Origin of the sequence: Micromonospora sp. NBC_01405 (assembly GCF_045040155.1) — a bacterium.
GTDB lineage: Bacteria > Actinomycetota > Actinomycetes > Mycobacteriales > Micromonosporaceae > Micromonospora.
In genome coordinates, this window is record NZ_CP109532.1 from 2929203 (window position 1) to 2950345 (window position 21143).

The 21143-nt window shown below is 72.9% G+C and carries 23 protein-coding genes; 3 read left to right on the forward strand and 20 right to left on the reverse strand.

Translation table 11 applies throughout. The annotated features are described in order from the left end of the window. The first annotated feature begins 12 nt into the window (after positions 1-12). Positions 13-735, forward strand: a complete 723-nt coding sequence (locus tag OG559_RS12255) for an AIM24 family protein (RefSeq protein ID WP_350880112.1) — start codon at positions 13-15, stop codon at positions 733-735. Between the two features lie 38 nt (positions 736-773). Here the strand turns inward: OG559_RS12255 and pheA are convergent, their stop codons facing one another. From pheA to OG559_RS12280, 5 genes are all read right to left on the reverse strand, one after another. Next, positions 774-1730, reverse strand: a complete 957-nt coding sequence (pheA, locus tag OG559_RS12260) for a prephenate dehydratase (RefSeq protein WP_405115261.1) — start codon at positions 1728-1730, stop codon at positions 774-776. A 10-nt stretch (positions 1731-1740) separates the two neighbouring features. Continuing rightward, on the reverse strand, positions 1741-2256 hold the full coding sequence (locus tag OG559_RS12265) for a hypothetical protein (RefSeq protein WP_405116603.1): 516 nt from the start codon (positions 2254-2256) through the stop codon (positions 1741-1743). 154 nt (positions 2257-2410) lie between these two features. Further along, positions 2411-2794: an ACT domain-containing protein gene (locus tag OG559_RS12270; RefSeq protein ID WP_405115263.1), complete on the reverse strand. Its 384-nt coding sequence runs from the start codon at positions 2792-2794 to the stop codon at positions 2411-2413. A gap of 93 nt (positions 2795-2887) precedes the next feature. Continuing rightward, positions 2888-3346, reverse strand: a complete 459-nt coding sequence (locus tag OG559_RS12275) for a PAS domain-containing protein (protein WP_405115265.1) — start codon at positions 3344-3346, stop codon at positions 2888-2890. 169 nt (positions 3347-3515) lie between these two features. Then, positions 3516-4256, reverse strand: coding sequence for a hypothetical protein (locus OG559_RS12280; protein WP_396671924.1), 741 nt, complete (start codon positions 4254-4256; stop codon positions 3516-3518). Between the two features lie 164 nt (positions 4257-4420). Between OG559_RS12280 and OG559_RS12285 the strand changes: the two genes are divergently transcribed. Next, entirely contained in the window at positions 4421-5629 is a 1209-nt protein-coding gene (locus OG559_RS12285; RefSeq protein WP_405115267.1) for an arginine deiminase, read from the forward strand. A 64-nt stretch (positions 5630-5693) separates the two neighbouring features. On the opposite strand, the gene OG559_RS12290 is transcribed toward OG559_RS12285, so the two are convergent. The 13 genes from OG559_RS12290 to OG559_RS12350 form a co-directional block, all read right to left on the reverse strand. Beyond that, positions 5694-6578 carry a DUF5926 family protein gene (locus tag OG559_RS12290; protein WP_405115269.1) on the reverse strand — a complete coding sequence of 295 codons (885 nt, stop codon included), beginning with the start codon at positions 6576-6578 and terminating at the stop codon, positions 5694-5696. Positions 6579-6645: 67 nt separating this feature from the next. After that, positions 6646-7065, reverse strand: coding sequence for an ATP-binding protein (locus OG559_RS12295; RefSeq protein ID WP_405116605.1), 420 nt, complete (start codon positions 7063-7065; stop codon positions 6646-6648). 29 nt (positions 7066-7094) lie between these two features. Beyond that, positions 7095-8591, reverse strand: coding sequence for an ATP-binding protein (locus OG559_RS12300; protein ID WP_405115271.1), 1497 nt, complete (start codon positions 8589-8591; stop codon positions 7095-7097). Positions 8592-8683: 92 nt separating this feature from the next. Then, positions 8684-9472: a glycerophosphodiester phosphodiesterase gene (locus OG559_RS12305; protein ID WP_405115273.1), complete on the reverse strand. Its 789-nt coding sequence runs from the start codon at positions 9470-9472 to the stop codon at positions 8684-8686. A gap of 11 nt (positions 9473-9483) precedes the next feature. Beyond that, on the reverse strand, positions 9484-9819 hold the full coding sequence (locus OG559_RS12310) for a rhodanese-like domain-containing protein (protein WP_405115275.1): 336 nt from the start codon (positions 9817-9819) through the stop codon (positions 9484-9486). A 78-nt stretch (positions 9820-9897) separates the two neighbouring features. Then, a complete protein-coding gene (locus tag OG559_RS12315; RefSeq protein ID WP_405116607.1) occupies positions 9898-10836 on the reverse strand; it encodes an LCP family protein in 939 nt (312 codons plus the stop codon). Between the two features lie 249 nt (positions 10837-11085). Beyond that, entirely contained in the window at positions 11086-12276 is a 1191-nt protein-coding gene (locus OG559_RS12320) for an LCP family protein (RefSeq protein WP_405115277.1), read from the reverse strand. 226 nt (positions 12277-12502) lie between these two features. Then, on the reverse strand, positions 12503-13738 hold the full coding sequence (locus OG559_RS12325; RefSeq protein WP_405115279.1) for an LCP family protein: 1236 nt from the start codon (positions 13736-13738) through the stop codon (positions 12503-12505). A 77-nt stretch (positions 13739-13815) separates the two neighbouring features. After that, positions 13816-14793: an NAD-dependent epimerase/dehydratase family protein gene (locus OG559_RS12330; protein WP_405115281.1), complete on the reverse strand. Its 978-nt coding sequence runs from the start codon at positions 14791-14793 to the stop codon at positions 13816-13818. A gap of 100 nt (positions 14794-14893) precedes the next feature. Then, entirely contained in the window at positions 14894-16567 is a 1674-nt protein-coding gene (locus tag OG559_RS12335) for a cation acetate symporter (protein ID WP_405115283.1), read from the reverse strand. Then, positions 16545-16949 (reverse strand): DUF485 domain-containing protein, encoded by a 405-nt coding sequence (locus tag OG559_RS12340; protein WP_405115285.1) that lies wholly within the window; start codon positions 16947-16949, stop codon positions 16545-16547. The genes OG559_RS12335 and OG559_RS12340 overlap by 23 nt, the downstream gene beginning before the upstream one ends. 223 nt (positions 16950-17172) lie before the next feature. After that, positions 17173-17781 carry a flavin reductase family protein gene (locus OG559_RS12345; RefSeq protein WP_405116609.1) on the reverse strand — a complete coding sequence of 203 codons (609 nt, stop codon included), beginning with the start codon at positions 17779-17781 and terminating at the stop codon, positions 17173-17175. Further along, positions 17754-18248: an SRPBCC family protein gene (locus tag OG559_RS12350; protein ID WP_405115287.1), complete on the reverse strand. Its 495-nt coding sequence runs from the start codon at positions 18246-18248 to the stop codon at positions 17754-17756. Before OG559_RS12350 ends, OG559_RS12345 begins: the two co-directional genes overlap by 28 nt. 104 nt (positions 18249-18352) lie before the next feature. On the opposite strand from OG559_RS12350, the gene OG559_RS12355 reads away from it, so the two are divergent. After that, the gene (locus OG559_RS12355) at positions 18353-18607 is read left to right on the forward strand and encodes a hypothetical protein (protein WP_405115289.1); all 255 of its coding nucleotides are present in this window, start codon (positions 18353-18355) and stop codon (positions 18605-18607) included. A 49-nt stretch (positions 18608-18656) separates the two neighbouring features. On the opposite strand, the gene OG559_RS12360 is transcribed toward OG559_RS12355, so the two are convergent. Together OG559_RS12360 and OG559_RS12365 are read right to left on the reverse strand one after the other, a co-directional pair. Continuing rightward, on the reverse strand, positions 18657-20345 hold the full coding sequence (locus tag OG559_RS12360) for an ABC transporter permease (protein WP_405115291.1): 1689 nt from the start codon (positions 20343-20345) through the stop codon (positions 18657-18659). Then, a complete protein-coding gene (locus tag OG559_RS12365) occupies positions 20330-21094 on the reverse strand; it encodes an ABC transporter ATP-binding protein (protein WP_396671939.1) in 765 nt (254 codons plus the stop codon). The genes OG559_RS12360 and OG559_RS12365 overlap by 16 nt, the downstream gene beginning before the upstream one ends. Positions 21095-21143 lie beyond the last annotated feature (49 nt).

Below are 21143 nucleotides of genomic sequence, written 5' to 3' on the forward strand. Positions count from 1 at the left end.
GGAGGCACTTCCATGCGCAGCGCGCTGTTCTCCGCAGAGAACCTGGAGAAGGAGTCCGCCCAGCCCGGTATGCGGCTGCAGAACTCCAAGATGTTGAAGATCGAGCTCAACGGCGAGGCGATGGCCCGGGTCGGGTCGATGGTCGCCTACCAGGGCCAGGTGCAGTTCCAGGCGCTCGGCTCCGGCGGCCTGGGCAAATTCCTCAAGCAGAAGCTCACCGGCGAGGGCGTCCCGCTCATGAAGCTCAGCGGCCGAGGCGACGTCTTCCTCGCCGAGCTGGCCAAGGACGTGCACATCGTCGACCTGGAGCCGGGCGACGCGTTGTCCATCAACGGCTCCAGCGTGCTGGCCTTCGACTCCACCCTCCAGTACGACATCCGGATGGTGGGCGGCGCCGGGATGGCCTCCTCGTCCGGCCTGTTCAACTGCGTCTTCACCGGCCACGGCCGGATCGCGATCACCACGAAGGGCACCCCGGTGGTGCTCAACGTCGACGCCCCGACGTACGTCGACCCGCAGGCCGCCGTCTGCTGGTCGGCCAACCTTCAGACCGGCTACCACCGGGCCGAGCAGTTCGGCCTGGGCTCGCTGCTGGGCCGCACCACCGGCGAGGCGTTCACGATGAGCTTCGCCGGGCAGGGCTTCGTGGTGGTGCAGCCCTCCGAGGAGCCGCCGGTCGCCGGCAGCGGCGCCCAGGAGCAGCAGGGCGGCCTGCTCGGCGGCCTGCTGAGCTGACCGGGGCGGGGTGCCCGTCGCAACCGGGCACCCCGGTCTCAGTTCAGCTCGCCGGCACGCAGCCGGGCCAGCCAGGCCGCCGCGTCGGCGTAGTCGGCGTCCGAGAGGCCGGCCGGCGCGGGGACCGGCCGTTCGCCCGCCCCGTCGACCCAGCGGTGCCGGGGGTACGACCCGAGGAAGCGCACGTCCGCGCAGACCCGGCGCAGCCCTCGCAACGCCTCCCCGAGCCGGATGTCGGCCACGTGGCCGGTGCAGTCGAGGAAGAAGACGTACCGGCCCAACGCCTCGCCGGTCGGTCGGGACTCGATCCGGGTCAGGTTGACCCCGCGCACGGCCAGCTCCATCAGGACCGACAGCAGGGCGCCCACCCGGTCGTGGGCGATGTAGACGGCCAACGACGTCACGTCGTCCCCGGTGGGGGGCGGCGGCGGGCCGGGGCGGGACAGCAGGGCGAACCGGGTCACGGCGTCGGCGTGGTCGGCGATCTTGTCGGCCAGCACGGCCAGCCGGTGCCGGGCCGCCCCGATGGGGGCGCAGATCGCCGCGTCGTACCCGCCACCCGCCGCGCCGGCCGCGGCGGCCCCGTTGGAGAGCACGTCGATCACGACGGCGTCCGGCAGATACGTGCGCAGCCAGTTACGGCACTGGGTGGACGCCTGCGGGTGGGCGGCCACCGACCGGATCGCCGCCAGGGACGTCCCCTGGCGGGCGCCGAGCACGAACTCGACCGGCAGGATCACCTCCCGCGTGATCACCAAGGGATCGCCCTCGGCCAGCTCGTCCAGGGTCACCCCGACCGCGCCGCCGATCGAGTTCTCCAGCGGAACCAGGGCCGCGTCGGCGTCCCCCGCCCGGACGCCTTCCAGCGCCTCGCCGACGCTGCGGGCGGGCGTGCGGGTGCCCCGTTCGGCGGCCGGCACGGTGCGCAGCGCCTGCTCGGCGAAGGTGCCCTCGGGGCCGAGGTAGACGAAGCGGGTGGGTGGTGTTCCGGGCATGTCGCCCAGCCTACGCACCCGGTACGCCCCCCGGGACGGCGTCACAGGCGAGCGTCCGAATGCCGGTCGGCCCGGCCACCCGTACCTCGATGGTGCAGACGTCGGTGCCGGCGGTGACCAGCTCCAGCGCGCCCGGTCGGCCCCGGGTGACCACCTGGAGCTCCTCGTGCCCGGTCACCTGGAGCACCGTGTACTGCCAGTCCCCGGCGCAGAGCGGGCCGGTGCGCACCCGCACCCCGACCGCCCGGGGCAGCACGTCGGCCGAGCCCCGCAGCAGTGTGATCACCCGATCCCCGGACGGGCCCTCGCGGCAGGCGGCGGCGACCAGGTCGGTGCCGGCGGTCGGCGACGGGACGGCCGGCGACGGGGGGACCGGGACCGGTGGGACGGTCGCGGTGGCGGGCGTGGTCGGGCCGGCGGAGACGCCGGCCGTGGCGGTCGGCGCCGGGGCCGGCCGGCGCAGCTCCGGCGGCGTGCCGCAGCCTGCGGACGCGAGGGCGAGGGCGAGGGACACGACGGCGAGCAGCACGGCCGGGCGGGGCGGCCGGCGGGGTGCGGTACGGGGCGGTGCGGTGGGCGGCACGAGCCGATCCTTGCATCGAAGAGCGTCGTGACGGCCGGGTGGCCGTGCCCATCGTAGGAGCCGCAGGCGCGCAGGTGAAGGGCGGCGGCGCGGATCGTCAGTCGAGGAGGCGGTGGCCGGCCCGGCGCAACGTGGCGGTCGCCTCGTCCAGCCGCACGGCCGGGACCAGCACGTGGTCCGTGTCGTAGGTCGAGAACGCCACCACGTTGACCCGTGCCTCGGCCAGCGGGGCGACCAGCGCGGCCAGGGTGCCGGTCACCGGCTTGCCGAGGGGCCCGACGACCCGCAGGCACCGCCAGTCGGTCTCGGCCTCGGCCGGGGCGCGGGACGCGGGGCAGATCACCGAGACCCCATCGGCGGACCAGCTCACGCTGACCACCTCGCCGTCGCCCAGGTCGCCCCACAGGTCGGGCCGGATGGCGGAACCGGCGGTCAGCCGGCACACCGCGTATTCCCCCGGCAGCAGAGCGACATCGAGCATGAGGGCACCCTACGGCCTGGGTGCCGGTCCGACCCAGCGACGAAGGGTGCGGCGAGCGCCACATTCGTGCAGTTCAGGACGGCAATGGGCGGATCAGATCTCGGAAAAGAAGGTGAGCGACCCGGCCACCTCGCCGTGGGTTAGTACCGGCGTGGAGATGGCGTCCACCGTGGCGTCCGACCGCCCCGCCGTCGAGGCCTGGACCCGGAGCAGCCCTCGGGCGAGGCGCCCCGAGTGCAGGGCGAGCAGCGGCGGAATCTTGTCGGTATCCTGCTCGGTCAGTTCGCCCCGGTTCGCGGTGAAGTCGAGTAGGCGCAGGCACCCGTCGAGCAACGGGAGGCCGATCACGTCCTCGGGGCAGCACAGGCAGAGCAGCTCGCAGCCGGCCGGGGAGACCGCGACGACACGGGTGTCGGCGTCGATCAGCAGGCAGGGCTCGGCGGCGTGGGACACAGTGGCGGACCACTGGCCGAAATTGTCGGACTCCTGCTCAGGCGGTGTCCGAGCGGCGGGTACGAACACTTCCGAGATCGAGAGTTCGACGTGGGCCACCGCGCCTCCAATTTACACCGACGGTCTGTCCACGCTGACCGGTTGTCGCGGGGACCGTCGACCACGCTTCAGCCACCAGGCCGCCGGTGATCGGTTGCCCTGACCCGGCCGGCGACGGCGCGGCCGGTGCTCCGGGTGGTGACCGGACCGCGTGGCGTCGCCGGAGACGTTACCGGCGGTTGGCCGGCTTGTCAGCCGCCGTTCGGCCGTCGTCGTACCACCGGTAGTCGGCGGCGGGGCGGTACGTGCCGTTCATCCAGGTGCCGGGGTGCTGCGCGACCCGGGCCAGCTTGTCGGCGGTGGCGGGGCTGATCCGGTTCCCCCCGGCAACGAGCAGGCGGTCCAGCTCGCGGTGGGTGGCCATCAGGCAGTCCTTCGGCAGGCCGTACACGCTGATGACGCCGGAACCGACGAAGGTCAGCACCGGCGTCACCGGGATCGTCAGCCCGACGGCTGCGGAGAGCGCCTTGCTCGCCCGCTTGGCGTCCCGGCGGCTCTCGGCCACATAGGGCGGGCGCTTGCCGTTGATCTGGACGACGTCCCCCGCCACCAGCACCCGGGCCCGGCCGTGGTCGGCGATGGTCACCGCGAACAGGCCACTCGGGCCGATCGCGAGGAACCCGGCCCGTTCGTCCTGCCCCTGGTCGAGGAGAAGGTCCGAGTTGTCCGAGCGAGGCCACTCGATGACGTGCCAGGCCGGCCCGAGGTGGTCGAGCCGGCCGAGGGCCCGCGCCCCGGCTGCCTCCAACCGGCGGGCACCTCGCTCGGCGCGCCGACGGCGAGCCCACTCCAGGGGGCTCGGACGGATCGGCTCGAGCGCCCCCGGCGCCTCGGCGCGGGGGTGCGGCACCGACACGGGCGGCAGTGCCCGCGAGGTGGGCGCGGCTCGGCGTGCGGGAAAGACAGTCATCGCGACCTCCGGCAAAAGGTCCCTCGAAGTTATGTCCTCACTACCCTACGTCGACATACCGGGTACCCGGCAAGTCGGAGCGCCGGAGTGAGTGTGGATGAATGCCATATTCATCCCCAGATGTTTTATCGGATGCCGCCAAACCCTGCCCTACCCTTGGCCGTGTGACCCACTACGTGGACAGCGAAGTCGGCCGCCTCGGCACGGTGCTGCTGCACCGACCCGGGCCGGAGCTGGCCCGACTCACCCCGCGCAACAACGACTCTCTCCTCTTCGACGCTATCCCATGGGTGGGAAGGGCGCAGGAGGAGCATGACGCCTTCGCCTCCGCCCTGCGCGAACGTGGGGTGGAGGTGCTCCACCTCGCCACCCTACTGGCCGAGACGCTGGCCGTCGGCGAGGCCCGCGCCGAACTGACCGAGCAGGTGCTCAGCTCGCCCCGGCTCGGCGACACCCTGCGCCGCCGGGTCGCCGACCATCTCGCCTACCTCGACCCGGCCGCCCTCGCCGACGTGCTCATCGCCGGGCTCGCCCACGAGGAACTGCGGATCAGCCAGGAGCGGCCGGGTGGGTTGGTCTACGCCCTGATGGACCGGCACGAGTTCGTCATCGACCCGCTGCCCAACCTGCTGTTCACCCGGGACTCCTCACTGTGGATCGGGGACCGTGTCGGGGTGACCAGCCTGGCCATGCCGGCCCGTCGCCGGGAGACCACCCTCACCGACGCGATCTACCGGCACCACCCGCGCTTCGTCGGCACCGAGTTCGTCTACGAGCCAGGGCTGGAGCACCTGGAGGGCGGCGACGTGCTGCTGCTGGCCCCCGGGGTGCTGGCGGTCGGGGTGGGCGAGCGGACCACGCCCGCCGGGGCGGAACGGCTCGGCCGGCGGGTCTTCGCCGCCGGGCTGGCGCATACCATCCTGGTCGTCCCGATCGCCCAGGAACGGGCCACCATGCACCTGGACACGATCTGCACGATGGTCGACGTCGACGCCGTGCTGATGTACGCGAACGTGGCGAGCACCCTGGCCGCGTACACGGTGGTGGCCGGGCCGGACGGCGAGCTGCGGGTGGACGGGCCCGCGCCGTTCCTGCGAGCCGCCGCCGACGCGATGGACCTCGACCAGCTCCGGGTCATCGACACCGGCCTCGACCCGGTCACCGCCGAGCGGGAACAGTGGGACGACGGCAACAACACCCTCGCGCTGGCCCCGCGGCTGTGTGTCGGCTACGAACGCAACACCGGCACCAACGCCCAGCTCGAACGGGCCGGCATCGAGGTCATCCCGATCGCCGGCTCCGAGCTGGGCTCCGGCCGGGGCGGCCCGAGGTGCATGTCCTGCCCCCTGGTCCGCGAACCCCTCAACCGGTAGGGCAGGGGGCCCCTGCCCACGCCAGGCGTCGACAGGGGCCCTTCCGACGTCCCGCGTAGGCGACTCAGCGGAGGGTGAGCTGGCGGCCGAGCAAGCCGTGCCGGGCCCGGCGGCCCGCCGCGTCCAGCGGCTCGCCGGTCGCCAGGGCCTCGGCGTAACGCTTGGCGAACTCGGTCACCGGCTCCTCCCACTCGACGGCCGGGACGTCCTCGGGCAGGTCCCAGACGGGCACGAGACGGCCGTGGGCGCGGAACATGCCGGCGAACTTCGTGTTCCCGGCGAGGGGCAGCGTGCCCGCAGTGCTCAGCCGGGCCAGCGCGTCCAGGGCGGCGTCCTCGTCGTCCGGGAGCACCCAACGCACGTGTGCCTTCTCCGGCACCTGGCACCAGTACGCGGCCCGCGCCGCGGCGAGCCGTACGGTCGGGTAGATCGCCGCGTTGGCCCGCTCCAGCGAGGCCTGGACGGTCGGGTCGTCGGTGGCACCCGGGTCGAGCCAGAACTCGAAGCCCTCGTGCATGGCGATGTCCAGCGGCCCGTCGACCAGGATGTCCTGGAGCCGGGGGCCGAGGCCCGGCAGCGGCGGCACCGTGACCGTCTTGCCGGGCTCGGCGCGCAGCGCGCAGAGCAGCGCCTCGGCCAGGTCCCGGGAGACGTCGCCGGACTGCTGGTGGCGCTGGAGACCGACGAAGACCCGGCCGTCGGCCTTCGTCATCGCCGGGGCCGCCATGGGCAGCACGGTGGCCAGGGTCACGGTTCGGTCGCCGTGCTCCTCGACCAGTTCGGGGACGAGCCTCAGGGGCGCGGACGCGGCCGGAACCAGCTCGCGCAGCGCGATCCACTCCGGCTCGTCGGTCAGCCCTTCGAACGGTCGGGGGACGAAGACGTCCCGTACCTTTTCCCGCTTGGGGATGGCTTCGGCGGCCCGCTGGCTCTTTCGACGCTTGCTCACGGCGAATCAGCCTAGAGGCCCCACCGGAGGCGGCGGACCCGACCCGCCCCGCTCGGCGGGACGGGGATCAGCCGGCGGCGACGAGGCCCGGGTTGGGGGTGCCGGCGGGGTCGAACTGGGCCCAGACGCTCTGCCCGAGGCCGTCCCGGTCGACGCCCCAGCTGCTGGCCAGGCCGGAGACGATGTGCAGGCCCCGGCCGTCCACGGCGTCCTGGCTGGCGGCCCGCATCCGGGGCCCGGTGCCCGCCCCGCCGTCGGTGACCCGGAGCTGGACGAGGTGCCCGTCGCCGGGGGCCGGGCTCAGCCGCCAGGCCACCCGGACCACCCCGCCGGGGAGCGGCTCCGCATGCCGGATCGCGTTGCCGACCAGCTCGGCCAGGACGGCCACCAGGTCGGCCAGCAGCACCGCGGGGACGAGGCCGGCCAGCTCGTCGGCGAACCGGTGCCGGGCCAGGCGCGCGCCGGTGGGATGGTGCGGCACCACCACGCACCACGACCGCTGGACCGGCCCTGAGGTCACCGCGCTCCTTCACGCCTTTCGGGCGGCGGCCCGGCCGCGCTCACGCGTGGTAGCCGCACCTCTGCGACCGTACCGCCACCTGCCCTCGGCCGGAGGGATACCCATCCGTTCTGTTGTTCGACGATCCGGCGGACGAGGTACAGGCCGAGCCCGGCGCCCGGGTAGCCCCGGCGGTCGCCGGACTCGCCCTGCCAGAACCGGTCGAAGGCCCGCTCCACATGCTCCGGCCGGATGCCGATGCCCCGGTCGCTGACCCGGAACGACACGGTCTGCTCGTTGCCGGTGGCGGCGATCTCGATCGGGGAGTCGGGCGGGGAGTACTTGTCGGCGTTGGTGCACAGCTCGGTCAGCACCGTGGTCAGGCTCTGCCGCTCGCCGACCGCCCTCGGCAGGCCGGCCGGCACGTCCAGCACGACCCGGCGGCGCAGGTCTGCGGGCAGGTCCGCCACCGCCGACGGGAGCGCGTCGCCGAGGTCGAACGGGGCCAGCGACTCGCCGGGGCGTCCCTCGGTGGCGGAGGTGAGCAGCCGGTCGACCAGCCGGGCCAGTTCGTTGGCCCGCTGCCCGATGACCCGGGCGGCGTGCCGCCGGTCGACGTCGGTCAGCGAGTCCCAGTGGTCGGTGAGGGTGTCCGCGTACCCCTTGATGACGGTGACCGGGGTGCGCAGCTCGTGGCTGGTGACCGCGACGAAGAGATCCCGGTCCTGATCGCGTAGCTGCTGGTCGGTGATGTCCCGGAAGGTGACCACCCACAGCGCGCCCGGGCCGGGCAGCTCCCCCGAGGTGATCTTCAGCCAGCGGCCGTCCGGCAGGCGGTGGTCGAGGACCTGACCGGACGGGGGGAGCGGGAACGGCAGCGGACGGTTCAGTGCCTCGGCGGCCGAGAGGCCGGTCACCTCGGCGGCGGCCGGGTTCCACAGCCTGACGTGGCCGCCCCGGTCGACCACGGCCAGCCCGTCGGCCAGCGCCGCCACCACCGGGCCGTCGCCGTGCACCGGCAGGCCGGTCTGGTCGCCGTACATGTGGGCGATGCAGGCGGCGATGTACGCCATCACCTCGTGTTGCCCGGCGGCCGTCGACTCGTCGTGGTCGAGGTAGAAGGCGTGCAGGGTGCCGACGGTGAGCCCGCCGATCTCGGCCCGCGCGGCCACCATCCGGCGCAGCCCCCGGTCGACAAGCTCCTGGCCGACCGGGCCGGGGATCCGGTCCACCCGGATGTCGCGGACGCGGGTGCCGGAGAGCAGGCAGACGGTGGCGGGGTCGGTGGGCGACACCGGGCGGCCGACGGCCCACTCGGCGCCCTCGGTCGCGGCGATCACCCGGCCGCCCTTGGGCGCGAACTCCACGAACGCTGTGCTGGCCGCCCCGACGGCCGGCCGCACCAACTGGAGCAGCCGGTTCAGGACCGGCAGCCCGGCCTCCCCAGAGTTGATCATTTCTATCACCCTGCCATGGCCGGCGATGAGAGTGGCGAGGTCGGTGCGCTCCGGCATGTCCCGAGTGTGCCGCGCTGACCCTTCCATCGACACCCCTGGCTGTTCAGGCGTCCGCGCCGCGCCGCTGAGCCAGCGGGTCATCCGGGGACTCATCGGCCCAGCCGGGCCAGCGCGTGGGCCGGCCGGTCGGTGATGATCCCGTCGACTCCGGCGTCGAGCACCAGCTCCAGGTCGGCCGGCTCGTTGACCGTCCAGACGTACACCTGGTTGCCGGCGGCCCGCAGCGTGGTCAACAGCCGAGGACGGGACCGCACCAGCCCGATCCCTGGCCCGGCGATCCGGGTGCCGGCCGGCACCCGGCCGGGTGGCAGCCAGCGCGGCAGCACGTCCAGCAGCAGCACGGTGGGCAGGCCGGGGGCCAAATCGTGGACGCGGCGTACGGCGAGTGGGGAGAAGGACATCACGGTGACCCGGACCGGGCTGTCCCCCCCGGGCTCGGCCAGGCCGTACCGGCGCAGCAGGGCCACCAGGCGGCGCTCGACGTCCCGGCCGTACCGGGAGGGGTGCTTCGTCTCGATCAGCAGCCGGACCGGCCGGCCGGCGGCCAGCACGGCGTCCAGCAGCCGTTCCAGGGTGAGCAGCCGGGTGTGCGACTCGTCGGGCGGCTCGTCGCCGTCCGACGGGGGGCAGCCCGGGTGCCAGGAGCCGAAGTCCAGCGCCTCCAACTCGGCGAGCGTGCGGGCGCTGACCAGGCCGGTGCCGTTGCTGGTCCGGCCCAGCCGCCGGTCGTGCACGCAGACCAGGTGGCCGTCCCGGGTCAGCCGGACGTCGCACTCCAGCCCGTCGGCGCCCTCGTCGAGGGCCCGCAGATACGCGGCGAGGGTGTGCTCCGGCAGGTCGGCCGAGGAGCCACGGTGGGCGAAGACGAGGGGATCCATGCCCGTCGCTCTCAGATGACCTGGCCCGGCCGCCCGTCCGCATCGACCACGGGTCGCCCGACGGCGGCCCACTGGCGCATCCCGCCGTCGGCGTTGCGCACCTGGTCCCAGCCGTTGTTCATCAGGTAGGCCACCACCTGCGCCGACCGGCCGCCGGAGCGGCAGATCACCGCGACCTCACGATCGGTCGGGACCTCGGCCAGCCGGGCCGGCAGCTCCGTCATCGACAGGTGGTGGGCGTCGGGCGCGTGCCCGGCGGTCCACTCGTCGTCCTCGCGTACGTCGAGCAGGTAGGTGTCGTCGGCGATCTCGGTCACGGGCACGGTGGGAACCTGGGGTCCGAACACGGTCACCAAGCCTAGATCCTCGCCGGACCGAACCGACGGGCGACGTGCGGAAGAGATGCCACCGGGTCCGTGGCGCGGTCAGAGCCGGGTGATCCACCGGGGGTTGGCCTGGGCCCAGTCGGGCATCCGCTCGCCGCGGGCGGCGTCGAACAGGCCGTTCCCCCCGCCGTCGAGCACCACGTAGGAGACCCCGTCGATGGTCTCCGGGTGGGAGGGGACCTGCACGCCGGTCAGCGCTTCCGGTGGCAGGTCCCGCAGGGTGAGCGCCAAATCCTCCAGGGGCACCCCGTTGGTGTCGACGGTCAGCGACGCGCCGACCGCCCGGATCAGCCGGTCCAGCCGCACCGGATCGCGTCGCAGGTTCGTCTCGCCGGCCCGGGCCAGCATCGCCCGCAGGAGTTGCTGCTGGTGGCGCTGCCGGTCGTAGTCGCCGCCGGGCAGGTCGTACCGCTGGCGGACGTAGTCCAGCGCCCGGGCGCCGTCCATCTGCTGGCAGCCGACGGGGAACAGGGTCCTGGTGTGGATCGAGCGGACCTCGGTGTCGACGCACATCCGGATCCCGCCGAGCAGGTCGATGACCTGCCGCAGCCCGGCGAAGTCGATCAGCGCGGCCCCGTCGAAGCGCAGGCCGGTGAGCCGGGTGAGGGTGGCCGAGAGCAGCCGGACCCCGGCCTCGCCGCCGCCGCCGTGCTCGTACGCGGCGTTGATCTTGTCGCTGCCGCCGCCCCAACCGTTGGGCGCGGGCGGGATGGCCACCCGTAGGTCGCGCGGAATGGAGATCAGGTACGCCCGTTTCGTGCCGGCCGGCACGTGCACCACGAGGACGGTGTCCGACCGCTGGTCGTCCCCGGTGGCGCCGGGCCGCCGGTCCGAGCCGACCAGCAGGTAGTTCAGCGCGTCGTCGAGGTCGGTCCGGTCCCGCCGGGCATCCGGGTCGAGCAGTTGCTCCCGGGTCACCGTGCGCTCGTACCGGTGGCTGAGGATCTTGAGCCCGGCCACCGCGGCGGCGGCCAGCAGGGTGAGGGCCAGGCCGGCCCCGAGGAGCACCCGGCTCCACCGGGGTACGCGCCGACGGGCCGGCTCGCGCCGTCCCCGCCCGGCTTCCCCTGACCTGGTCGTGACGCCCCCCACCGCCGAACGTGAAACCTTCTCACGTCAGGCTAAGGGGGTGGTCGGGCCGCCGGGCGGCTTTCGCGCAGGACGGACGGCTTACCCGCAGGTGGGACGGCTAATTGCGGACCGGACGGCTAACTGCTGGTGGGACGGCTACTTGCGGGTCGAGAGCACGTCCGGGTTGGCGTACACGAACTCGGCGAGCTTGTCGTTCTTGATCGCCTGGAACATCTCCAGGGTCTGCGGGCTGAGCGTCTCCTTCGAGCCGTCGGCGGTGGGGTGGAACTTCCCGCCGTTGGTGCGCAGCATCGTCAGGTCGTTGCCGGTGACCCCGCGCATCGTGAAGATCATATCGATCATCGGCACCCCGCCGGTGTCCAGCACGAGGGCCCCGCCGGCCGCCTTCATCAGCGCGTTGAGCTTCACCGGGTTGGTCAGCGTGCCGTTCTCGGTCGCCTTCTTCGCCATCGCCTTGATCAGCTGCTGCTGGTTCTGCTGGCGGTCGTAGTCGCCGCCGTCCAGGCCCTTGCGCTGCCGGGAGTAGTCCAGCGCCGCCCAGCCCTCCATCTCCCGGCAGCCCTTCTTGTGCACCACCTGGGTCATCGACTTGCCGGTCTTCTTGGCGTCCGCGTTCCACATCGGCTTGCCGTCGACGTACGACATGTGTAACGACTTGACCTCCTGGGAGACGCAGATCCGCACGCTGCCGAGGGTGTCGATGATCTTCTTGAAGCCGCCGAAGTTGATGATCCCCGCGCCGTCGAAGCTGACCCCGGTCATCTTCTTGATCGTCTTCGCCATGAGCTGGGCACCCCCCTCCCAGCCGCCCCCGTTTCGGGCGCCGGCCTGGAACGCCGCGTTGATCTTGTCTACGCCGTGGCCCGGGATCTCCGTCTGGGTGTCGCGCGGGATGGAGATCAGGTACGCCTGGTCGTGCGAGGCGGGGATGTGCAGCACGATGATGCTGTCCGCCCGGACGTCGTCGGCGGCCCAGCGCTCGCGGGCGTCCACGCCGAGCAGCAGCATGTCGATCGGGCCCTCCAGGCTCGCGCCGCCGTCGGCGTCGGACTTGCCGGCGTCGCCGAGCAGGTTGCCCTGGGCGATGCTGCCGGTGGCCTGGCTGATGAGCGCCTTGCTGCCCACGATGGCGACCCCGCTGGCCAGCATCAGCACCGCGCCGAAGGCGATGGTGAGACGCGCCCAGCGGGGGTCCTTGCGGTGGGCCCGCTTCTTCGCGGGGCCGCGGCCGGGGCGCTTGCTGTTGCGGCGGGGCTGCGACGTGACCCGTGCGGCTGCGCCGACGGGCTCCGGCGACGGGGGGCGACGGCTGGCTTGAACCGGCATGCGTGCTCCAGCTCGCGTTTTGAGGGGGGCGGGGGCGGGACCACTGTACGTACCGCTTCCCGTCAAGGCGAGTTCGTCACGCGATTATTTGCCGTTCTCCCGGCGGTCGCCTGTGGGAATTGCCCGAACGTCCAGATCGACGCGACCGGTCGGCGGTCGACCCCTGGCGGAGGGGGTTCGACCGCCGACCGGCGATGACGTCCGTCGAAGTAACGGGTGCCGAGTGTCAGTTCCCGTTACCCGTGCCGCCGGCCGGTTGGTTGGTCTTCACCCAGTCGGCCATCGTGTCCGCCGTCATGGCCTTGTACATCCCCAGGGCCTTCTCCCGGTCGGAGACCACCACCGACTCACCGTTGATCGTGTCGCTGCCCGAGTTCGGGCTGGTGATGAAGATCAGGTTCTCCCCGCGCAGGCTGCGGAACTGCAATGCCATGTCGACCAGCGAGAATCCCTGGTCCACCGTGACCGCGTCGGTCACCGACTGGAGGAAGGCATTCAGCTTCTTCGGCTTGGTCAGCGTCTCCGTGCTGGCCGCCTTGTCCATCAGCGCCTTCAGGAACTCCTGCTGGTGGCGCATCCGCGCGAAGTCGCCGTCGGGGAACTGCTTGCGCTGCCGGATCCAGTCCAGCGCCTCGGCGCCGGTCATGTGCATGGTGCCCTTGGTGAACTTCCGGAACGGCTTGTGGATCGACGTGACCGACCGCTCCACCTTCAGGTCGACCCCGCCGAGGGCGTCGGTGACCTGCTTGAAGCCGGCGAAGTCGATCGCCAGCACGTGGTCGATCCGCACGTCGGTGAAGCACTCCACCGTCCTCACGGCCAGCGGCAGGCCGCCGAACGCGAACGCCGCGTTGATCTTCGCCCGCTGGCCCGAGCCGCACTCCGACTTGGCGTTCTCGGGGATCGGCACGTACAGGTCGCGGGGGACGGAGACCAGGTAGGCGGACTTGTGGTCGGCCGGGATGTGCATGACGATGATCGTGTCCGCCCGCCACTGGCTCTGCTGGTCCACCGGGGCGTCCGGGTCCCGCGAGTCGCTGCCGACCAACAGGATGTTCAGCGCGCCGTTCACCGCCTTGGCCGGGCGACCGCCCGTCAGCTCGGAGAACGGGTCGGTGCGGGCCAGGTCGTCGTTGAGGTTGCTGGTGTAGAGCCAGGCGCCCGCCCCGCCGAGCAGCGCGAGCACCAGCACCGCCACGCCGGCCACCAGGCCGATCCGGCGCCACCGGGGGCGCGGCCCCTGTCCGCCCGGCCGCTGCCCGCCCGGCCACCTCGGCCCGCCGGGCCCGGCGGGCCCGCCGGAGTTGCCGCCCGGTGACCGGTCGCCGGGCGAGGGGTACGACTGGGCGTCGGACACGCGGGCGCGTCCCGGGGAGCCCTGGCCGGGGCCGGGGACCGAGGCGCGTCCGGCGCTGCGACGCAGATGCGGGAGCGGGACGCCGGCGGGAGTGGTCGCTGACATGTACCCGAGCGTACGTAGCCCCGTCGAGCGTCGCCGCGAAGCGCAGGTCGCCCGGCGGGGCGTGGCCCGTCGGGCGGTTACCCTAGCCGCTCGCGGAAGTGCTCGATGGTGCGTCGGAGGCCGTCCTCGGGCGCCACCGACGGCTCGTATCCGAGCAGCTCACGGGCGAGGGTGAGGTCCGGCCGGCGCATCTCCGGGTCGTCGGCGGCCCGGGTGACGTACGTCACCTGTGACGCGCTTCCGGAGAGCGACACGATCAACTCGGCGAGTTGCCGCATGGTCAGCTCGTGCTCGGTGCCGCAGTTGACCGGGCCGGTCTCGGTCGAGTCGAGCAGCAGCAGGATGCCGCGCACCAGGTCCTCGACGTAGCAGATCGACCGGGTCTGGTTGCCCGTGCCGTGCACCGTGATCGGCTCGCCGCGCAGCGCCTGAGAGATGAACGTCGGGATGGCCCGGCCGTCGTCCGGCCGCATCCGCGGGCCGTACGTATTGAAGATCCGCACGATTGCGGCGTCCAGCCCCCGGTACCGGTGGTACGCCATCGTGGCCGCCTCGGAGAACCGCTTCGCCTCGTCGTAGACGCTGCGCACGCCGATCGGGTTGACGTTGCCCCAGTACGTCTCGCGCTGCGGGTGCTCCTTCGGGTCCCCGTACGCCTCGGAGGTGGAGGCCATCAGGAATCGGGCCTTGTCGGCGACCGCGCGGTCCAGCAGGTGCAGGGTGCCCACCGAGCCGACCCGGAGGATCTCCACCGGCAGGGTGGCGAAGTCCGTGGGGCTGGCCGGGGAGGCCATGTGCAGGATCGCGTCGAACCGCTCGGCCAGGGCCGGGTGGTGGTTCGGCAGGCCGTCGGAGATGTCCGCCTCGACGAGCGTGAAGGTCGGCTTCTCCAGCAGGTGGGCGACGTTGTCCTTGGAGCCGGTGACGAAGTTGTCCAGCACCACCACTGTGCAGCCGCGGGCGACGAGGGAGTCCACCAGGTGTGACGGCACGAAGCCGGCGCCGCCGGTGACGAGGACACGGTGACCGGGGCCGAAGCGCGGAGCAACCTTCATCCGGCCAGCCTACAGAGGTGAGGAGGGGCCCCCTGCCAATGCCTCGGCGCGGCGGGGGCCCCTCGACAGCTCGGCCGGTGCGGTGCCGAGCGGGTCCGACTCAGTGCGCGCCGGCGCCGGTGAGCGAGCGCACCTCCAGTTCCGCGTACTTCTCCTCGTCGTGCTCCTTGGAGATGACCGTGCCGATCCAGCCGCAGAGGAAGCCGAACGGGATGGAGAGGATGCCCGGGTTGGACAGCGGGAACCAGTGCCAGTCGTGGTCCGGGAACATCGAGGTCGGTGCCCCGGAGACCACCGGCGAGAAGAACACCAGCAGCACCGCGGCGAGCAGGCCGCCGTAGATCGACCAGACCGCGCCGGAGGTGTTGAACCGCTTCCAGAACAGGCTGTAGAGGATCGCCGGGAGGTTGCCCGAGGCGGCCACCGCGAACGCCAGCGCCACCAGGAACGCCACGTTCAGGCTCTGTGCGTAGATCGACAGGGCGATCGACACCGCGCCGATGACGAGGGCCGAGAGTCGGGCGACCCGGACCTCCTGGCGCTCCGACGCCTGCCCCTTCTTGACCACGTTGGCGTAGAAGTCGTGCGCGAGGCTGGACGACGAGGCCAGGGTGAGCCCGGCGACCACCGCCAGGATGGTGGCGAAGGCGACCGCCGCGATGATCGCCAGCAGGGTCGCCCCGCCGAGGTCGCCGCCGAAGAATTCCTTACCCAGTGCCTCGGCGAGCTGCGGCGCGGCGGTGTTGCCGGCCTTGTCCTGCGCGACGATGTCCTTGCCGCCGACCAGCGCCGCAGCGCCGAAGCCCAGGGCGAGGGTGAGCAGGTAGAACGCGCCGATGATGCCGATCGCCCAGAGCACGCTCTTGCGGGCCGTCTTGGCGGTCGGGACGGTGTAGAAGCGGATCAGGATGTGCGGCAGGCCGGCCGTGCCGAGCACCAGCGCGATGCCGAGCGAGAGCAGGTCGACCTTGTTGTAGAACGTCTGCGTCGCGTTGCCGGCCACCTCGACGCCGTACCGCAGGCCCGGTTCCAGGAAGGCGCTGCCCTTGCCGGAGGACGCGGCGGCGTCGCCGAGCAGCTCCGACAGGTTGAAGTTGTACTTCGCCAGCACCAGCAGGGTCATCACCAGCGCGCCGGTCATCAGCAGGAACGCCTTGACGATCTGGACGTACGTGGTGCCCTTCATGCCGCCCACGGTGACGTAGATGATCATCAGGGCGCCGACCATGATGATCGTGGCGATCTTGGCGGTGTCGGCGTCCATGCCGAGGAACGTGGTGCCCGGCCGGATGCCGAGCAGCAGCGCCACCAGCGCGCCCGCGCCGACCATCTGGGCCAGCAGGTAGAAGATCGACACGGTGATCGTGGAGACCGCCGCCGCCGTGCGGACCGGGCGCTGGCGCATCCGGAACGCCAGCACGTCCGCCATCGTGTACCGGCCGGAGTTGCGCAGCAGTTCGGCGACGAGCAGCAGCGCCACCAGCCAGGCGACCAGGAAGCCGATCGAGTACAGGAAGCCGTCGTACCCGTAGAGGGCGATGATGCCGGCGATGCCGAGGAAGGACGCCGCCGACATGTAGTCGCCGCCGATCGCCATGCCGTTCTGGAAGCCGGAGAAGGACCGGCCGCCGGCGTAGAAGTCGGTGGCGGTCTTGGTCTGCCGGCTCGCCCAGACGGTGATGGCGAGGGTGATCGCCACGAAGACGAGGAACAGGGTGATGGTCAGGTTGCGGGCGGTGCCGCCGCCCGCCTCAGCCGCGAGGACCGTGTTCATGGGTCACCTCCCCCATTTCGGCGCGGATCCGGTCGGCCACCGGGTCGAGTCGCCGGTCGGCGAACCGCGAGTACAGCCAGGCGATGAGGAACGTCGAGACGAACTGGAGCAGCCCGAAGACCAGGGCCACGTTGATGTTGCTGCCGAACAGCCTCGTGCCCATGAAGTCCCGCGCGTACGCGGACAGGATCACGTAGAGCGCGTACCACAGGAAGAACGCGACGGTCATCGGGAAGACGAAGCCGCGCAGCGCGCGACGCAACCCGACGAACTCGTCCGACCGTTGCATGGCGAGGTACCGGTCAGCGGCGGACGCGGCCGAGGTCGCCGTCTCCGGCGCGGCCGGCGACGGCGCGTCCGGCGCGGGTGTGTCCGTGGACATCTGTGGATCACCACCTTCACAGGCGTGGGGAGTTTCGCGCACGGTAGGAACCTCGCCCCTCGCCCGGGAAGACGTGAGCCGGCCCCGGTCGCCCACTGCGCCGAACGGTCGGCTGCCTGCGCCAGGTGACCCACGTCACTCCGGTGACCGGTGGTCGGTGGTCAACGCCCATGTCGGCGGCGTGGCGGCCTCCCCGGCCGAGTCGCCGACCTGGCCCAGCCGATCAGCTCAGCTCGTGGTACCGGCCCCGGTAGTGCAGGAGGGGGGTGGTCTCCTCGGTCAGGGTGACGGCCTCGATGGTGGCCTCGACCAGCAACGCCCAGCCGTACTCGCGGGCGGTGTCGAGCCGGCAGCCGGTCCAGCCGGCGGCGTCGGCGGGGACCGGTCCGTACTCCGTGTCGGCCCAGCCGCCGGTGGCGAAGAGGCCGCCCGGCGACGGGAACAGGCCGGCGAACCGATCGGCGAGCTGCCGGTGCGCCGGACCCAGCGGCGCGACCGCGAACCGTCCCGCCTCCTCGACCGCCGCCCACAGGTCCGACTCCGGGTCGACCAGGCCGAGCAGCCGGTCCGGCTCGCCCTCGGCGACCAGCGTGGACGACACCGTCAGGCCGGCCGGACCGGGCGCGGTCCAGAGCGTCACCGGAGCCGCGAGGCGGCCCCGCAGGCGACGGGCCGGGGACTTCTGCCCGGAGGGCACGGCGAACGGGTCGGTGTGGTGGATCTCGGCACCCGGCTGATGATTCACGTGAAACATTGTGCCGCCCCGGGCGCGCGCCCGGCCCGGGAACCGCTCGTGCAGGAAGCTCACCCGTCGGCGGTGAGGGAGCGGCAGGCGGCGGCCAGCACCTCCGGGTCGGCGCAGCCGGCGGCGTACCCGGCGATCCGGCGGCGGATGTCCCGGCCCAGCAGCCACACCCCGACCCGGTCGGCGACCGGGCGCAGGAACGCCGGCCGGCAGCGGAAGCTGTACCGCCAGGTGGCGACCGCCGTGCCCGGCTCCGGGCCGGGCGCGAACCGCCAGCCGCCCGCGAACATCTCGAAGAACCACGGACCCCGGACCATCTTCATCCCGACGTGGCTCGGCGGCGCGAAGGAGACGTACTCGCTGACCATGACCAGGCCGTGCCGGGACCGGGTGAACGTGCGCACGCCCTTGCCGGGGCGGGTCGCCCCGTCGGTGAAGTGCTGCTCGCGGACGAACGGGTCCCACCGGTAGCGCACCGGCGCGACGGTCTGCGACACCGCGAAGGCCAGCTCGGGCGGCACCGGGACGGTGACCAGCGACTCGACGACAGGCATCGGCCCATTGTGCCGCCGCCCGCCACGCCCGGCGAGTCCGCAGCGGCCGGCCCCCACCATGGGGGCGGCCGGCGGCGGGTGCGCGGGGGCCCTATCGTGCCGGCATGGCCCCCGTGACGCCGCAGAAACTCGCCCAGACCCGCATCCTCGACGTCGACGCCCTGGCCCGCAACGAGGTGGACCTGCGGGCCTATCCCCACCGGCACCTCGCCCTGCTCGCCCGCCCCGGCTTGACGAGCAGCGGCGTAACGCGGCTGATGGAGGGCGTCGAGTACCTGTCCCAGTTCGGGTGGGAGCTGGTCAACGTCACCGACATCAGCCGTAACCAGTTCCTCTACGCCTTCCTGCGCCGCCGCTGACCCGCGCCCGCGCCGCCGTTGCCGGGTGCCGCCGGGCGGGGACGGGTCGTCAGCGGCGCGGGGTGACGGCCGTCAGCAGCTCCGGGGCCCGCCGGTCGAGCAGGTCCCCGGCCAGGTACGTCCCGAGCAGCGCCGCGCCCAGGCCGTACGCGAGGCCCAGCGGCAGGGCCAGCCAGAGCCAGGCGTCGCCGAGCAGCGCCGCCGCGACCACCATCGGCACCGCGGCGACCGCCGACCCGATCATCGACAGCACGGTGAGGAGGCCCTTCGCCAGCCCGGCCCCGCTGTTCATCGCGAACGGGTTGCTCGTCTCCGGCAGCGAGTACGCCCCGAGCACCGAGATGAGCGCGTTGATCGCCAGCCCCACCCCGTACGAGGCGAGCAGGGTGCCGGCCAGCAGGCCCAGCCACGCCGGCCGGCCCAGCACCACCGCCAGGACGACGGCGACGACGGCCAGGATCGGCAGCACGTACACCGAGAACGCCGCCGCCCGGGCACGCAGCTCCAGCCGGCCCGGCACCCCGGCGACGACGTTCGCCGCGTACGCGCTGCCGTCGAAGCCGAACTGGTTGGCCAGGGTGACCGAGGCGAGCACCCCGACGAAGAGGACCGAGAGGCTGGCCAGCACCGGGGAGGAGTTCGGGGCGGCGAACTCCATTCCGCTCTCCGCCGAGAAGCTCGTCCCGCCGAAGTTGACCATCACCGGCACGAAGATCCCGACCACCGCGAGCGTGATCAGGTTGGCCCGCCGTCGGGCGTCCCGCCACCAGTAGCGGCACTCCCGCGCGACCAGCGCGCCGAACCGGTCCCGCCGGGCCCAGCCGAGAGCCCGGGGGAAGAGCTGCGCCACCGCGCCGCCGACCGGGCCGCCGCGGGCCTTCGCCGTGCCCCCGCCGGCCGCCCCCACCATCGCCGACTCCAGCGACCGGGACCACCACCACAGCAGCGCCCCGATGGCCGCCGCCGTGATCAGCAGCTTCAGCGGGGCCGCCCACGCCCGCCCCTCGGCGACGTCGATGCCGACCGTCCACGGGGCGCCGAACGGGGTCCAGCCGACGACGCGGGCCACCCCGGCCAGCCGGTCCCAGTCGGCCTGCCGCACGGCGGCCAGCACCACGAGCTGCAACGGGCCCAGCAGCGCGGCGAGCACCGCGAGCAGCACGGCCGCCAGGTCACGTACCCTCCGCGACCGCAGCATCGTGGCGAACGCGCTGGTCACCGCCCGGCTCGCGGCGACGCAGAGGATCAGCCCGGCGGCCACCCCGACGGCCGCGACCAGCGCCGCCGCCCACCCGCCCAGCATGCCGGCGGTGAGCACCAGCCCGAGGGTCGCGATCAGCACCGCCACCGTCGGTACGCTGACCAGCGCGGCGGCGAGCAGCCCGGTGACCAGGGTGCGCCGGGTCAGCGGCAGCAGGGCGAACCGGGCCGGGTCGAGCGTCTCGTCCACGCCGAAGAAGACCAACGGCAGCAGCAGCCAGCCGAGCACCAGCAGGCCACCGCCGAACGCGGCGACCATCAGCGCGTACTTCGGCTCGCCGGCCAGCCCGGGGGCGGCCAGCAGGAAGAACCCGGTGGAGGCGAACCAGAGCCCGGCGACCACCCCGCCCACGAACATGGCGATCCGCCAGCCCTGGCCGCGGAAGTTGTTGCCCATCACCCGCAGCTTGAGCCGCACGAAGTGCCGGGCCGAGACCGGTCGGGCCCGCTCGGCGGGCGCGGTCACCGCGACAGCCACGCCAGCTCCTCGCCCGTCGCGGTGCGCCCGCCGACCACCTCGACGAACACGTCTTCCAGCGAGCGGTCGCCGCGCACCTCGGAGAGGGTGCCGACCTGCTTGATCGTCCCCTCGGCGAGGATCGCCACGTGTGAGCAGAGCCGCTCCACGACCTCCATCACGTGGCTGGAGAAGACCACCGTCCCGCCACCGACGACGTACCGGTGCAGGATGTCCCGGATCAGCGCCGCGGACACCGGGTCGACCGCCTCGAACGGCTCGTCGAGCACCAGCAGCCGGGGCCCGTGCAGCAGCGCGCAGGCCAGGCCGATCTTCTTCTTCATGCCGGCGGAGTAGTCCACCACCAGGGTCCGGCCGGCGTCGCCGAGGGCGAGCACGTCGAGCAGCTCCGCCGCCCGCTGGTCGACCACCGCCGGGTCCATGCCGCGCAGCAGACCGTGGTACGCCAGCAGCTCCGCCCCGCTGAGCCGGTCGAACAGCCGCACGCCGTCCGGCATCACGCCGAGGAGCTGCTTGGCCCGGACCGGGTCCGCCCACACGTCGTGCCCGAGCACCCACGCCCCGCCCGCGTCCGGGCGGAGCAGCCCGACCGCCATGGACAGGGTGGTGGTCTTACCGGCGCCGTTCGGGCCGAGCAGCCCGTAGAACGAGCCGGCCGGGACGTCGAGGTCGACGCCGGCCACTGCCACCTTGCCGTCGAACCGCTTGGCGAGGCCACGCAGCGCGAGCGCGGGGTGCTCATCAGTCATGGTCCGACGGTATCCGGCCGGGACGAGTGATCGCTCCCGCCACGGGACG